Raw genomic sequence first — 14,608 nt, 5'->3', positions numbered from 1 at the left:
TACGAATTACGAATTACGAATTACGAATTACGAATTAATTTCTACACGTCCTTTTGTTGTGTCTCCACATAATTTTTCATGCGATCAACGACATTATAATCATCTGCACCTGCGGGGGTTTGTGATTCGATAATGCCTTCTGTGGGGCCGCCAATAGCCTTCCATGCAGCTAGACCACCTTTAAGTTCTGAGACATGAGTAAACCCAGCAGAACGAAGCATTCTTGCAGCTTCGGCGGTTTCTTCTTCTGTTCTACCGTAGATATAAATATCACGGCTTTTATCTAAAGCTGGTACGGCGCGATCTACCAATTGATCTATTGGCATGGGCATCGCACCCATGATATGACCTTGATTATAGATAGAGCGATCGCGTACATCTAAGATTGTGAAAGCTGGTTCACCCCATTCTAGACGGGACTTCACTGCATGAACGTCAGATTGTGCTTTTATAGGTGGCTGTGGGGGAATAACACCGCCTAGTACATTGCTATTCATAACTTAACTATTACTTGCTTACTGCATTATCTGCAATTTAACTAATTCTCTTGAGTTAATTTCTCTTGCTATGGTATGAATAATGGCGAATTAAAGAAGTAGATTTAGCAACACAGCAGATTTTTGTTAGGTTTTAGTGTCAGCGATCGCTAAAAATAAGTTATCCTCAATCTGCTGTTTTAATTCCTGGTTAATATTCACATTTCTTTCAAGACAATCAATAATTAATTTATTAGCATTGAAATATGCTTGTAATAATTTTATTTCTCGATTATCTAACTCCCAATCATAACCGATATTACGATATTTAATAAAACTTCGTCTTATTTCTTGTTCCCAAATTATACTGTTATTCTGCCACCAAGCATAGAATTTTTCTGAGTTGCTTTCTGTACAAGGTAATTGTTTTTTGAGTTTTTGTAGTTCTTCTTTAAATTCAAAGTCCCAAACTAATTCAATAGCTTCATCAAAAGTAAGGCTCAAAATACGAGCATGGTTAAAAGCATAAATGATGTCGAGATTATCTTTCCAAGCCAATTTTAACTCATATAAACAATTGAGAATGCTAAACAGCAAATCATCTAATGCTAGTTCTGGGTTAAAAGCTAAATTTCCTATAACATCCCCTTCTATGCTGTAACTTGCAGTCAGTTCAAACCCGTAACCATAAATAAAATAAAAGGCGCGAACAGCAGCAGCTTTATTTTTATTATCTTTATACACAGAATTAGTTTTTTGGTTTAACCATATGAGGTATTCTTTTATTTTACGGTCATTTACTATAAGTGTATCAACCTGATTTTTCATTAACTTGATAGTTTCATCAATACTTGATAACATACCCATAGTTAGCAGAAAAACATTATACCAACACGCTTCAGGGATATGGGTTATTAATGATTCCCAATCTGTATTTTGGTAATTTTCAACAAGATTTTTCGCCGTTAGGTACTCTAATAATCCTAAATTAGAAAAGGAGTATATTCCTCTGGCTCTCTCCAGTAATAAACCATCTTGAAATAATAGACCTTGTAGCACTGATTGCCTATCTAAATCCATTTGCGATTTCTCTAGAGCAAGATTGGCTACGATGGGTAAATTTTCAGCTATCAACTGCTGAAGTTTTTCCTGTTCAAAAAAATAATCGCCTTTGATAAAGGTAATAGCAGCAATTTTAGCAAGTAGCTTTTTTTTAGAATTCAAGCTCAAATTAGCGTAAAAACTATCTCGTTTAATACCTCTTATTTCATCCCACCGAGCCAATAAGATATTCAAGACTTGCTCATACAATTTGGCTGGATTAGATGGAAATTGTCCTTTAACTTGAAATAATAAACAGATGAGATGTAAGAATAGGGGTACTCTTGCTAATTCTCGGATGCGCTGATTTTCTGGCAAGTTTAGGTGCTGGAGAAATAAATTACTGGTGGACTCCGCCTTACTCATAGACTGATTAGCCACTGCAACAAACCAGTTTTTGATAAAAGCTTCTATTTGTTGGTCGTGAAAATCAGCTAATTCTACTTCAGTAAATCCGGGAAATCTATATTTGTGAGCAGCAATTCGACAGCTAATAATAAACTGATTCTTGTAATAAATCTGGCTAAATTTGCGAATTTCTCTGATCACATCATCTGTATAGTCTAGGGGTACTTCATCTAGTCCATCCAGTAAAATCAGTACCCTCCCTTTAGTTAGTACGTTTAAAGTGGCTTCCTCATCAATTCCACAGGAGTAAAACCCTTCGCTAATGTACTTTTCCAGATTGAATTGCTGTTCATAGTTTGCATCTTCCGCAAATTCCTTTAACTTCACAAATACTGGGACATGGTGAGGTTGAAATTTAGCTTGATTGCAGGCGATCGCCAAATGCTGTAAAAATGTTGTTTTACCCGACCCAGATTTACCTAATACCATCAACTTGGAGTACCGCAATCCGGCTTCTAACCCTGGTAATGCTTTGTGATGGTTGCTTTGTTCCAGTTGGTGAAAATTAGGCTCTAAAGGTGAGTATTGCAACAAGTCAGAAATCTCACGCCACTGCTGGCTGGGGATCTCTTCCAAAACACTGACAGGAGTGTAAATTTGATCTAATGGTATTGCCCGTGCAATATCTAACATTTGTACAGTATTGCACTGGTCTTGAATTTTGTCTTGGCATTTTTGCCGCAATTCCTGCACCAAAGTATTGAGGTTAAAACTATTAGGCTGTAGTTGCGGAGTGCCTTTAGATACCCAATCCTCATGTAAACTAGCCACCTGTTCCCAAGACAGTCCCAACTGTCGGCAAATTTGGACAAAACAACTGCGAGAAACTGGTTCACCCGCGAAAAACTTGGAAACTGGTTGGCGTGTGATCCCTAAAGCGGTTGCTAATTTTTGCTGACTCAAGGTTTTATCAGTTAAAGCTGTTTTTGCAGCTTTAATCCCTTCTGGTGAAGCTTTCAGTCCTCGGCTTGTCATACTCCCAGCTACATTTATGATTAAATGCTAAAAAATGTAAGTTTTTATACGTAGATGCCATCTTGACCATAACTCGTATATACCCGGAGAAAGATTCTTCATCGGGTAGTTAGGAGTAAGGTATGTTAGGTAGATTGCGTAGGTGATTTTTTCATGGCTGTAATTTTTCAGCCACTCACCAGCAGTTAGAGAATGATTAATCGGTAGAGAAACACACTTAGGAACACACTAAAAGTCAAAATTTCTCTTAACTGTGAAGATTCACGATTATAGCACCCAAGAATAAAAACATACTAAACTTATACGAAACTCATACATTTGGTATGCAATACGATAGCTGAACTTTTCAGAAATTTAATGGAAAATTAAGTGTAGCTCAGTAGTACAGAGGCAATGTATAGCGACAACTGCTTGTAACTCTACGTAATTGCAGAAGTAGGCGGGAATAAACACCCCCTCATGAGAAGCAAGTGGAGCATCAAACACCTCCAGGGTAGCTTCTCATTCAGGAGCTTTACAGACAGCAAAATTAATTAATTGCCAAATCAACATTAGGCTGGAACATTATGGTGATGCTGACCGCTTCAAATCCTAAAATTCTTGTTGTAGACGACGACTTTGGTGTTCGTAACCTTATATATCGCTTTTTAAGTCGCAAATATCAAATTGAGTCGGCGGCTGATGGTAAAACGGCTCTGGCGTTATTTGATCAATTTGATCCAGCTTTAGTTATTCTCGACTGGAATCTCCCAGATACCAGTGGCTACAATCTCTGTCAAGAAATGCAGAGTCGAAATAATGTCTTAGTGATGATTCTGACTGGGAGGACAGAAGAAACGGATAAAATTAAAATCATGGCTGCTGGTGCTGATGATTTTATAACTAAACCGTTTAGTCTAGCTGAAATAGAACTCAGAGTCCAAGCTCTTTTAAGGCGCATCCGCTCTATTAAACAATCTCCATCTCAGCGTCTAACTTTCAACCAGCTAGCAATTAACCCAGATGGAAGGGAAGTCACCCTGAATGAAAAACCTCTAAATTTAACAGCGTTAGAGTTTAATATCCTACATTTTTTAGCAAGTCATCCCGGTCAAGCTTGGAGTCGTCCCCAACTCATCCAGAAAATCTGGGGTTGTGACTATGTGGGAGATGGACGGGTAGTTGATGTACACATCGGTCAGCTACGCAAAAAGTTAGAAACTGATACGAGTATCCCTGAGTTTATCAAAACTGTTCGCGGCTACGGTTACAAGTTTGAAATCCCTGAATAAAAGACAATTGTGATATCCAGACATACTGCTAGTGTTGATAGTATCAAGCTGATTGCTGCACTTCGTTCACATTCTTGGTTTTGATAGTTGCAATAGATTTGTAAATGAATACTCAAGTTGTTCATAAGTAATTATATTGAGGCTCACGTATATATATCGGTGTTAGTTTTGGGTACTAATACCAAAAATCTCAGGGAATATGGTGTCTACCAAAGCCTCAAATAAGCATAGAATCAATGCTGAACAGGTTTCTAATTATTACGCTACAGCCGAAGAAGATTTCTTCAATGAGTATCCTTGGCGGGTAAAGAGGTGTTCAGAGTTGCTAGAGTTACAATTATTACCAGAAGAATCGGAAAATAAAAAAAGGCAGGAAGAACCTACCTTGTAACCCAAAAAAAGCATTTTGTAACCAAATACATTACTAAGTATGCCAGAGAGTTATGGCGGGAATATGACAAAACTACGACGAGTATGTGAAGACGTGGGGAATTGAGAGGGAATTTTCAACAAGAAAAATATGGGCTATTAGCTGGTTTTGGCTAGAGTTCCATTGACTAATTTACCGTCTTCCATGTGTACAGTGCGATCGGCAATATCAAGAATGCGGTTGTCATGAGTCACCATCAAGATTGTACAGCCTTGTTCTTTGGCGAGTTTTTGCATGAGGTTAACTACATCTCTACCAGATTGACTATCTAAGGCGGCTGTGGGTTCATCTGCTAAGACAATTTGGGGATGGCTGACTAAAGCACGAGCGATCGCCACTCGTTGTTTTTGACCTCCAGACAGTTGACTGGGATAATAATGTAGACGACTTCCTAACCCTACTTGCTCTAAAATCTGCACTGCGCGAGTTTGTATGTCTTCTAGTTCAATGTGCTGGTGTAACTCTAAACCAATTTTGACGTTTTGGAGTGCTGTTAAACTACCGTGTAAGTTATGAGATTGAAATATATAGCCGTTATTCCGTCGCGCCTGGACTAATTTTTCCGCATCTGCACCACAGAGTTCTCTACCTAATACTCGTAAACTCCCAGACTGGACAGAACGCAATCCACCAACTAAGTTCAGTAATGTAGTTTTACCAGAACCAGAAGGCCCGGTCAAAATTACAATTTCACCTTGGTTAATTTCTAAGTTGATATTTAATAAAACTTGCTTACGGAGTGAACTATGACCAAAGGAGTGGTCGAGATTCCGAATGGAAATGACGGTGAACATAATCAAAAATTCAAAATTCAAAATTCAAAAAAGAAGAATCTTTGTACTTCTTTAGGCTTCCTTGTCTAAAACATATCTGCGGGGTCGGCGGCTTGGAGTTTACGTGTAGCGATCGCACCGGAAATTGCACACATAATAATAGTTAGTATCAATACCTGCAATGCCCGGATTAGGGTCATGTAGATGGGTAAGTTCGTAGCAGTACGGGTTAATTGGTAAAGTCCTAAAGATACCGCCACCCCTGGGATAAAGCCTAATAACGCTAGAATCACCGCTTCTTCAAATATCACACCTAGCAAGTAGTAATGGCGATATCCTATAGCTTTGAAGGTGGCGTATTCTCTCAGGTGCGTATTAACATCTGTAGATAAGACTTGATAGACAATAATCACACCCACTACAAAGCCCATTGATACCCCAATGCTAAAAATGAATCCTATGGGGGAATTGGTACGCCAAAAATTATTTTCAAATTCAATAAATTCCTGATGGGTCAGTACCTTGACATCTTGTGAAAGACGTGCTTGTAATGCGGCTTGTACTTGCTGAATATTCACCCCTGGCTCTAACTGAATCAAACCCAAACTGACACTAGAAGCCTGTTGACGAGGAAAGAAGCGCAAGAAATTCTGATCACTGGTAATTAGGGTACTATCAGCCCCAAAGGAAGCTCCTAATTTAAATAAACCAGTAATGGCAATTGTACGCCGTTCTAATTCTGTCTTGACGGTTTGACCCTGTTCTAATTGGGCAATGGTTTCTTGATAATCTCCTCTAGCTGCACGGTCAAATAAAACTGTATCTGGTAACTTAATTTCTGAGAGTTTGGCGTTAACTTCAGGGAAATTAACAGCAGGCCTATTAGGATTAATACCAATAACTAAAATCTCCGTATCGCGGCGGGTTTGGGGATTTTTCCACACCATGTTACTCACATACATAGCTTCGGCTGATTTTACCCCTGTTACATCCATTGCTTGATATAGTCGCCGTCGAGAAAAAGTAGAGATGCGTTGTAGGTTACGGGTTTGTGAACCGATGACAATAATATCGGCTTGCAAACTGCGATGTAGTTGAGTGTTACTGTCATACAACGCCGCTTGAAATCCCAACTGCATAAACATCAGTAAATCCGCAAAGGCAATACCTGACAATGCTACTAACAGCCGACTTTTTTCATGACTTAATTGCAGCCAACCTAAAGGTGTCCGCCGTCGCAATTGTTGAAACATCATTTTGGGACTGGGGATTGGGGACAAATCAATTCAAAATTCAAAATTCAAAATTAAATAACTAGAGATTGGGGATTGGGGACTGGGGACACTTCTCTGCGAGACGCTCCGCGAACGACAAGCTCAGTGCATCGCTGGGGATTGGGGACTGGGGACTGGGTAAAAAACTCTACCTTGTCTAGCTTGTCCCTCAGAACTTCTACCCTCTCCTTACAATTCAATTACTGCTTTAACTTGCATATTCGTTAAATCGGCAGCTTTTTGACTAGAGGCAGAATTGAGGCGGATTTGGACTTCTACAACTCGGTTGTCAATATTGCTGGTAGGGTCTGTATTAACTACGTTTTGCCGCCGTATCTGTAAGCCCTTGCGTTCAACTATTCCCTGCATTTCTATGGGTAGATAATCACCGATGACTCGCACTTGCTGGCCTGGTTTGACTTTGCTGATGTCGCTTTCGTAGACTTCGGCGATGACATACATTTGGTTAGTCTGGCCAATATCAGCAATACCTTCATTAGAGACTAATTCCCCAGGATGGGTATGAATTTCAAATACTTGTCCATCTTGGGGCGATCGCACGTAAGCTTGGGTAAGATTAACTTGGGCTTGATTCACTGCTGCTAAAGCACGATTAACTTCAGCTTGGGCGGCTGCTACATCTACACCCCGCACCTCGGTAATTTGCTCTAAAGTAGCTTTGGCTTCTTGAAGTTTTTGCTGACCGCTAATTTGCAGACGCTGTAACTGTGCTTGGGCTTCTTGCAAGTTTTTCTGGGCTGTTTCTAGCTGCAATCGCTGGCTATCACTCTGGGAAGCAGAAATTGCCCCTTGCTGATACAGTGTTTGATAACGTTGATTTTCTATTTGGGCGTTTTGTACTTCGGCTTGTAATCGCGCTACCGTAGCGGTCTGAGTAGCTATGTCCCCTTTAGCTTCTGCTCGCAGACGAACTATGATAGCTTGTTGAGCAGCAACTTCTCCCCTTTTCGCTCCCGCTTTAGTGCGGTTGAGGTTAGCTTGCGCGACTTTTACCTGTTCCTGGGTTTCTTTTAATGCAGCCTCTAACTTATCCCGGCTATCTAAAATTGCAATTACCTGTCCGGCTTTTACCCTGTCCCCCTCTTTTACTAAAACTTGCTCTACCCGACTTCCTTCACTAGATGTAGTCGCAGAGAGTTGAATAACTTTCCCCTTGGGTTCAATTCGTCCTAAAGCGGTTACTGTTTTTAGCTCTGGTAATAATGTGGTTGATGCTTGTACCTTTTGATTAGATGCTTCCCTTATTTTTAATGTTGTATAAACACTGATTCCTATAACCGCAAAAGATACAAAAATTGCTAAAAAAATGGCTGGACGTAAAATCGATTGAGGAGAAATTGAACGGTCTAGCTTTGAATTTTGCACAATCGCATACCTTTGTAGCAATTCCCAATTTGCTGTCTCAAATCGAATTTTTATGAAGAGTAGTGAGTGCTGAGTGCTGAGTGCTGAGTAATGAGTAGTGAGTAGTGAGTAGTGAGTAGTGAGTAATGAGTAGTGAGTAATGAGTAAAAATATAAATCCCCACTTCGTAACCTGTCACCTGTCACCTGAGATATACAAAACTAAACAGTGTAGTCTTATAATGTGATTATACTAAACTGACCAGTTTAGTCAAGCGTTCTTCTTTAAAAGTTGCTACGCTATCGCCACCAAAAGGAATTATTTAAACATGGCACGTCCAAAAACTGGGGATGCTGAACGCTCAAATTCTACCGAAAAAGTCGAGAAGATTCTGCAAGGAGCGATGCAGCAATTTTTAGCTAATGGTTATGCTGCTACGAGTATGGATAAAGTAGCAGAGGCGGCGGGAGTTTCCAAAGCTACGGTTTATAGTCACTTTCAAGATAAGGAAGGACTTTTTAGAGCTTTAATCGAGAAATTAGCTAGAAAAAGGTTTCAGTTGATTTTGGGAACACAACCTTTGCAGGGAGAACCTTATATAGTGCTGCGGGGGTTAGCCAAAACCGCCTTAAATCAGATGGTAAATGACCCAGAATACCAATCATTTGAGCGTCTGTTGATGGGGGAGTCAGCGCGGTTTCCAGAGTTAGCACAGGTGTTTATTGGTAGCATTGCCAAACCAGCGATAGAAACAATTAGTAAATACCTAGCATCTCGTCCAGAACTGAAAATCCCAGACCCAGAAGCTACTGCGAGGATTTTGATTGGCTCATTGGTGCATTTTGTCATTACCCAAGAGATTATGCACGGTAAAGATATTATGCCAATGGAAAGCGATCGCCTGATTGATGCCTTAACTCATTTAATTATCAATTGCGCCGAATAAGATTTGAGAAAATTAAGTAATAACTAAGCCTACTGACATTGCAATTACGAATTACGAATTACGAATTACGAATTAGTCCACTATGCCAAAATGAAGATAACTTACTACTTCAAGGTGAGCGACGCTCAAAAAGCTAGATAAAGGATTGACCTGAGTAATGGCAGACGAAACCAATCAAAATCAAGCGGGAGATGTAGCTCCCAGCACTAGCGAACCAGTAGCGACAAATATTCCTACTGCTAACGCGCCAGACCCCACAGCAGCGAATCCGAAAACTAACCCCAACGCTGCCACCCAGGCAGAAAAACCCGCCGCCGCTAAACCCGCCGCCGCCAAGAAAGAAAAAGCCCCAGCCGTAGAAGACAAGCCTTTTGTCGAGTTTATGGAGCAAGATTACTTACCGGCATTGCAAAAGGCGATCGCAGCAGAAGGAGTAGAAGATATACAATTATCTTTTGCCAAACAAAAGCTCCCCATTGCTGGCTTTCAATCAGCCGAAGAATGCTGGCAAGTTATTGGTAGTTGGCAAAACGGTCAGCGTAAGTTTAACGTGTACTTCCCCGATGAAAATATCCAAGGAAAAAAAGGCTTTTCTTGCCATGAGGGCAAAAAGCCCAGCACCCTGGAATCATTCTTAATCGATGAGCGTAAAACTACCCTGGAACTGTTGGTAACTCGTTTAGTGTATCGGTTAAACGGTCAAAAGTGGCTAGGTAGAAATTAGGTAAGTTCGTGGAAATAGTAGGTGACAGCCCCAGAAATGGGGTCGTTATCTATTTTCACGTAACCCGACTTAAACATCTGTGTCAACGCCGCTTCCACTTCCGCAAAACTAGCCCCTGTAGCTTTCACACCTTGAGTTACAGTCACACTCCCACCTCTAGATTCTGCCACTTCAATGAGTTTCACCATTAGTTGACTTTCAGTCAGCCGTTGAACTTGAGAAGTAGTTACAGGTTGGTTTAAGGGTACACCCAAAGGAGACACACCAGCTTTGAGGCGCAGTTGCTGTTCGTATTCATCAATCATCCCAGGCAGCAGAAACAAATCCACAAACTGCCCAATCCCAAAGACTCCTCCAGTAACTAACCACAACAAACCCGTGCCAATCTTGCCATTGTATAGGCGATGCAGCCCTCCTAGACCAAAAAACCACGCCGCACTCAAAATATAAGACACAAGCACACGGTCTTTATGCTGATTATTTTCAACAGTCATGTTGTGGTCAACCCCTTGGATTCACGCTTGTATTTTTAGATGGCATTTCCATACTGTTTTGTTTCACAACAGCATGGTCAACTATTAGTGATTAAGCCATTCACTAACTCAATTGTAGTAACAACCACAGCAAATAAGCATTGGGTAAAGCTTCTGTTTGTCTACGCTCCCTTGTCTCTCTTACCCCCTACTCCCTACTCCTTCCCAGTCCCCAATTCCCAGTTTCTCATCAACAATTGTTGCAACTCTTAACGTTTTCCCTAGCAGTTTCCCGCTTCACCTTGGTAGACTGAAATTTATACAAATTAATTATTGTCGGCTACTATGCCTGATGAGAGCATAAAATTTGCTTTTGTTGGGTGTAATCAAAGATAATCAAGACAAAAGAGCAATTTGGACATGGTAGATTCCCTAAAAAAGCCAGGCTTTGAAGAAATCCGTCCGGGGATTAAAGTCCCGGCAAAAGAAACTCTATTAACACCCCGGTTTTACACAACCGATTTTGATGAGATGGCGCGGATGGACATCTCCGTCAACGAAGATGAGTTACTAGCCATACTGGAAGAATTCCGTGTAGACTATAACCGCCATCACTTCGTTCGGAATGCCGAGTTTGAACAATCCTGGGATCACATTGACGGGGATACTCGCCGCTTGTTCGTGGAATTTCTCGAACGGTCTTGTACGGCAGAATTTTCAGGCTTTTTGCTCTACAAAGAACTCGGTCGCCGTTTGAAGGATAAAAGCCCTGTTTTAGCAGAGTGTTTTAACCTGATGTCACGGGATGAAGCGCGTCATGCAGGCTTTTTGAACAAAGCAATGTCTGACTTTAACCTGTCTCTAGACTTAGGGTTTTTAACAAAGAGCCGCAATTACACCTTCTTTAAACCAAAATTTATCTTCTACGCTACCTATCTTTCAGAAAAGATTGGTTACTGGCGTTATATCACCATTTATCGCCACTTAGAAGCACATCCTGAAGACAGAATTTATCCGATTTTCCGGTTCTTTGAAAACTGGTGTCAGGATGAAAACCGTCATGGAGACTTCTTTGATGCGATCATGAAATCTCAGCCCCAAATGCTGAACGACTGGAAGGCGAAACTGTGGAGTCGCTTCTTCCTGTTGTCTGTGTTTGCAACAATGTATCTCAACGATATTCAACGTAAAGACTTCTACGCCACCCTTGGTTTAGATGCACGGGAATATGACATCTATGTCATTAAGCAGACCAACGAAACCGCAGGTAGAGTCTTCCCGGTAACTCTGGATGTAGATAGCCCAGAATTTTACAAACGCTTGGATATATGTGTTGAGAATAGCGAAAAATTGAGTGCGATCGCTAACTCTAACACTCCTAAATTCCTGCAATTCTTCCAGAAGCTACCACTATTAGTTTCTAGTGGTTGGCAGTTACTAAAACTGTACTTGATGAAACCCATTGACGCAGTTTCCGCTCAAGGCGCAGCTCGTTAATTCATCAAAGTTTAGCGACAAAACCAGAACCCCGACTTCTTCAAGAAGTCGGGGTTCTTCTACGTAACATTCCTGAGATTTCCCCCAATGTACAAAGGTTTGAGGCGTAAGCTACCGCTACTATTAACATTCTGCCTATTTACCAGCTTGTTACCTGCTTCCGGCTCAGTTTTCTGCCCCGCCGTAGCTGATGAGCGATACGAAGATTATGGCAGAAATGGTAACAACGGTACTCATGGACAACAGGGTAGAAATGGCCGTGATGGTGAAAGTAAAACTGTTGTAATTAATGGTTCACCCATCAATCTTGACCTATCAGGCGCACCTGGGGAAGATGGGGAAGATGGAGAACACGGTTATCGGTCTAGCTGTCGTCAACCAGAACGCAATTCCAACCGAGATATTACAGCACCTCATGGTGGGAATGGTGGGAATGGTGGAAGAGGAGGAAACGGCGGAAACGGCGGTAATATCACCGTTTATTATACAAATTTGGCAGATTTACAAAAAATCTTCGTGCGTGCAAACCCTGGTGACAGTGGACGTGGGGGACGGGGTGGACGTGGCGTAGCTGGTTGTCGGTGTCGGCGGCGCAGTTGGGAGATAGAAACCTGTACAGGAACTCCTGGTAGCCCTGATTATAAATGTACAAAGAAACGCTATAGGTGTTATAACGGCAGGGACGGGCGAGATGGTAATGATGCTAGCGATGGCAAACGGGGAAATCTAGGAATTTTGAGTATTGTTAATAGTCAGCAAAACTTGCCAGAAGAAACACCCAGTATTACCCTACCAATATCAGAACTAGCAAGTAAACAGCTAAATCTCTCAAAACACAAGTGGAATCTCCGCCAGGGTGCAGCATCTCTACTAGCTCCTGGTTCTATAATTGCTGATGAGTATCGAGAATTTGAGCAACGTTTAGAAACCGCTTTTGAATTGGTTTGGCGAGAAAGACAACCTATTACTAGCTTTGGTAATCAAGCGGTGAAAGTCAGTTTAAATGATAGTAAGCAAGTAGAAGTAAATTTTCCTGAAGATGTTTGGGTTGAGGGTAGCAGTAGTAGCGAGGCTGACTTAACAAAGTTTACAATTAATCATGCCATTTTGAAAAAAGATGTCGCCAGGTTAGCAGTATCAGAATTTGCTGATGCAGGTGAAAACCTAAATTTAAAAATAGTTGATTTAGCCGCTAAGTCTGATGTGATTGAGACTCAATTTCGTGTCAAATTTCGGGTAAAGGATAACATTTCTGGGTTCTTAGATTATCAAACTCAATACGAAGGGGACATTCCCGCCGAACTTATCACCCGTGATTACAACCGTTTTATCCTAGCTTTAGGTAAATTGAAAATCGGCAGAGAAAATTTACGTCCTGGTGTCAACGTTGATATTGAAGTTGTCGCAACTCGTTCCTTGGGAGAACGTTCTGTCAAGCAAACAATTAATTGGCAAGGTGCTATCCGTAAGCCGATAAAAATTGAAAAATAAATCATTGATTTGACTTTTCAGGTTATGTAGAAAAGCTAACGGTAAACTTAACCCCCTAACCCCCTTCCCTACAAGGGAAGGGGGAATATCTAATTTTCAGAATTATCTTCTAATTCATTCACAGTAATGTGAGGAACTGATATTTTTGTGGCTACTTGATGTTCATACCAATTCATTAAGGGCGTAGCAGAAATGCCATGTACAACTACGGAAGCTACAATAGTGGTGTAAGTTATCCAAGAAATTTGTTCACTAACTTCTCCTTTTAGCCCATGACTAAACGCATAGGCTAGATAATATAAAGAGCCTACACCACGAATACCAAACCAACCAAATAGCAACCGAGTTGCAGGGTGAAAACTACGGCGGTGGGAATGTAGAGGACGTTGACCAATTGTACTAAGCCAAGCTCCTACAGGTCGAATAACTAAGAATAAGAAGACTATGACTATTACAGATTGAGAAGCATAATTAAGCATTGGTTGCCATAATAATATTGACCCCAATAATAAAATTGTCCCTACTTCCAATAATTTTTCGAGTCGTTCAATAAATTCTAATTGTGCCATTGGCTTGTGAGGATCTCTGTAACTGTCTTGGATAATCAAGCCAGCCACAAAGACAGCTAAAAATCCATAGCCATTGATAGTTTCTGTTAAAGAATAGGTTATTAAGATTGCACTAATAGCAATAAAATCTTCCATTGATTCATCAACAACACGCTTTTTTTGAATTTTTTCATCAACTAACACTATGACTTTAGCTACTAAAAAACCCATCACAATAGCTGCTGCGATCGCCCAAATTAAATCAATTATTAACCAGTCTTTTAACCAGTTATGCCAATTATTATCTTGAATGGCATAAATTCCAAAATAAACAAAGGGAAAAGCCAAAGCATCATTCAATCCTCCTTCAGAGGTTAAACCAAAGCGTAGCTCATCTTTATCATTAGTATCTGTTAGTTGTACTTCTGAAGCCAATACCGGGTCAGTGGGTGCAAGAATTGCTCCTAATAAAATCCCTTCTCCCCAATTCATTCCTAAAAATAATCTGCCAACAATCGCCAGTCCCAAGATAGAAAATGGCATTAAAAACCCAATCAGCCGCGCTGTAATATTCCACACTCGCAAGCGCATAGGATGAATGATTTTTAAGCCACAGCTAAATACAGAAATAATTACGACAAATTCTGTTAATCTTTCCAGGACTTTGGCATTAAATACATTATTTTCTCTCAATTGGATCATTTCTAAGCCTTCAGAACCTAAAAACATACCTACCAATAGATATATAAGTGCAAAAGAAAGTGGTAAGCGTGTAATCCAACCTGAACCTAGTGTTACTACTAGTAACAGTAGACCAATAATCAGTAGGTCAAGAATATAAATATCTACCATATAA

At 40.6% G+C, this 14,608-nt stretch carries 13 protein-coding genes; 6 read left to right on the top strand and 7 right to left on the bottom strand.

Annotation, left to right across the window (positions count from 1 at the left end; genetic code table 11):
• Positions 1 to 41: 41 nt before the first annotated feature.
• Positions 42 to 497, bottom strand: coding sequence for a rhodanese-like domain-containing protein (locus L6494_RS03010; protein ID WP_237991386.1), 456 nt, complete (start codon positions 495 to 497; stop codon positions 42 to 44).
• 126 nt (positions 498 to 623) lie between these two features.
• Positions 624 to 2,960, bottom strand: a complete 2,337-nt coding sequence (locus tag L6494_RS03005) for an NACHT domain-containing protein (RefSeq protein ID WP_237991385.1) — start codon at positions 2,958 to 2,960, stop codon at positions 624 to 626.
• Positions 2,961 to 3,526: 566 nt separating this feature from the next.
• Between L6494_RS03005 and L6494_RS03000 the strand changes: the two genes are divergently transcribed.
• Together L6494_RS03000 and L6494_RS02995 are read left to right on the top strand one after the other, a co-directional pair.
• Positions 3,527 to 4,231, top strand: a complete 705-nt coding sequence (locus L6494_RS03000; RefSeq protein WP_237991384.1) for a response regulator transcription factor — start codon at positions 3,527 to 3,529, stop codon at positions 4,229 to 4,231.
• A gap of 199 nt (positions 4,232 to 4,430) precedes the next feature.
• Positions 4,431 to 4,622: a hypothetical protein gene (locus tag L6494_RS02995; protein ID WP_237991383.1), complete on the top strand. Its 192-nt coding sequence runs from the start codon at positions 4,431 to 4,433 to the stop codon at positions 4,620 to 4,622.
• A 137-nt stretch (positions 4,623 to 4,759) separates the two neighbouring features.
• Here the strand turns inward: L6494_RS02995 and L6494_RS02990 are convergent, their stop codons facing one another.
• The 3 genes from L6494_RS02990 to L6494_RS02980 form a co-directional block, all read right to left on the bottom strand.
• On the bottom strand, positions 4,760 to 5,455 hold the full coding sequence (locus L6494_RS02990; RefSeq protein ID WP_237991382.1) for a DevA family ABC transporter ATP-binding protein: 696 nt from the start codon (positions 5,453 to 5,455) through the stop codon (positions 4,760 to 4,762).
• 65 nt (positions 5,456 to 5,520) lie between these two features.
• On the bottom strand, positions 5,521 to 6,687 hold the full coding sequence (gene devC / locus L6494_RS02985) for an ABC transporter permease DevC (protein ID WP_237995768.1): 1,167 nt from the start codon (positions 6,685 to 6,687) through the stop codon (positions 5,521 to 5,523).
• Positions 6,688 to 6,897: 210 nt separating this feature from the next.
• Positions 6,898 to 8,094, bottom strand: a complete 1,197-nt coding sequence (locus L6494_RS02980; protein ID WP_237991381.1) for an ABC exporter membrane fusion protein — start codon at positions 8,092 to 8,094, stop codon at positions 6,898 to 6,900.
• 307 nt (positions 8,095 to 8,401) lie between these two features.
• On the opposite strand from L6494_RS02980, the gene L6494_RS02975 reads away from it, so the two are divergent.
• Both L6494_RS02975 and L6494_RS02970 read left to right on the top strand, forming a co-directional pair.
• Positions 8,402 to 9,019, top strand: a complete 618-nt coding sequence (locus L6494_RS02975; protein WP_237991380.1) for a TetR/AcrR family transcriptional regulator — start codon at positions 8,402 to 8,404, stop codon at positions 9,017 to 9,019.
• Between the two features lie 157 nt (positions 9,020 to 9,176).
• Complete coding sequence (locus L6494_RS02970) at positions 9,177 to 9,743, top strand: DUF2996 domain-containing protein (RefSeq protein WP_237991379.1); 567 nt, start codon at positions 9,177 to 9,179, stop codon at positions 9,741 to 9,743.
• Here the strand turns inward: L6494_RS02970 and L6494_RS02965 are convergent.
• Entirely contained in the window at positions 9,740 to 10,237 is a 498-nt protein-coding gene (locus tag L6494_RS02965; RefSeq protein WP_237991378.1) for a TM2 domain-containing protein, read from the bottom strand. The genes L6494_RS02970 and L6494_RS02965 overlap by 4 nt on opposite strands.
• A gap of 399 nt (positions 10,238 to 10,636) precedes the next feature.
• On the opposite strand from L6494_RS02965, the gene acsF reads away from it, so the two are divergent.
• Together acsF and L6494_RS02955 are read left to right on the top strand one after the other, a co-directional pair.
• Complete coding sequence (acsF, locus tag L6494_RS02960) at positions 10,637 to 11,713, top strand: magnesium-protoporphyrin IX monomethyl ester (oxidative) cyclase (protein WP_237991377.1); 1,077 nt, start codon at positions 10,637 to 10,639, stop codon at positions 11,711 to 11,713.
• A gap of 87 nt (positions 11,714 to 11,800) precedes the next feature.
• Entirely contained in the window at positions 11,801 to 13,204 is a 1,404-nt protein-coding gene (locus tag L6494_RS02955) for a collagen-like protein (RefSeq protein WP_237991376.1), read from the top strand.
• Between the two features lie 89 nt (positions 13,205 to 13,293).
• On the opposite strand, the gene L6494_RS02950 is transcribed toward L6494_RS02955, so the two are convergent.
• Entirely contained in the window at positions 13,294 to 14,604 is a 1,311-nt protein-coding gene (locus L6494_RS02950; RefSeq protein WP_237991375.1) for a cation:proton antiporter, read from the bottom strand.
• Positions 14,605 to 14,608 lie beyond the last annotated feature (4 nt).

The organism is Nostoc sp. UHCC 0870 (assembly GCF_022063185.1).
Lineage (GTDB): Bacteria > Cyanobacteriota > Cyanobacteriia > Cyanobacteriales > Nostocaceae > Trichormus.
This window is presented reverse-complemented; position numbering and strand designations above follow the sequence as displayed.

Coding starts and splice junctions, on each gene's coding strand:
- L6494_RS03010 (WP_237991386.1), bottom strand. CDS start 497: ATGAATAGCAATGTACTAGGCGGTGTTATTCCCCCACAGCCACCTATA.
- L6494_RS03005 (WP_237991385.1), bottom strand. CDS start 2,960: ATGACAAGCCGAGGACTGAAAGCTTCACCAGAAGGGATTAAAGCTGCA.
- L6494_RS03000 (WP_237991384.1), top strand. CDS start 3,527: ATGGTGATGCTGACCGCTTCAAATCCTAAAATTCTTGTTGTAGACGAC.
- L6494_RS02995 (WP_237991383.1), top strand. CDS start 4,431: ATGGTGTCTACCAAAGCCTCAAATAAGCATAGAATCAATGCTGAACAG.
- L6494_RS02990 (WP_237991382.1), bottom strand. CDS start 5,455: ATGTTCACCGTCATTTCCATTCGGAATCTCGACCACTCCTTTGGTCAT.
- devC (WP_237995768.1), bottom strand. CDS start 6,687: ATGTTTCAACAATTGCGACGGCGGACACCTTTAGGTTGGCTGCAATTA.
- L6494_RS02975 (WP_237991380.1), top strand. CDS start 8,402: ATGGCACGTCCAAAAACTGGGGATGCTGAACGCTCAAATTCTACCGAA.
- L6494_RS02970 (WP_237991379.1), top strand. CDS start 9,177: ATGGCAGACGAAACCAATCAAAATCAAGCGGGAGATGTAGCTCCCAGC.
- L6494_RS02965 (WP_237991378.1), bottom strand. CDS start 10,237: ATGACTGTTGAAAATAATCAGCATAAAGACCGTGTGCTTGTGTCTTAT.
- acsF (WP_237991377.1), top strand. CDS start 10,637: ATGGTAGATTCCCTAAAAAAGCCAGGCTTTGAAGAAATCCGTCCGGGG.
- L6494_RS02955 (WP_237991376.1), top strand. CDS start 11,801: ATGTACAAAGGTTTGAGGCGTAAGCTACCGCTACTATTAACATTCTGC.
- L6494_RS02950 (WP_237991375.1), bottom strand. CDS start 14,604: ATGGTAGATATTTATATTCTTGACCTACTGATTATTGGTCTACTGTTA.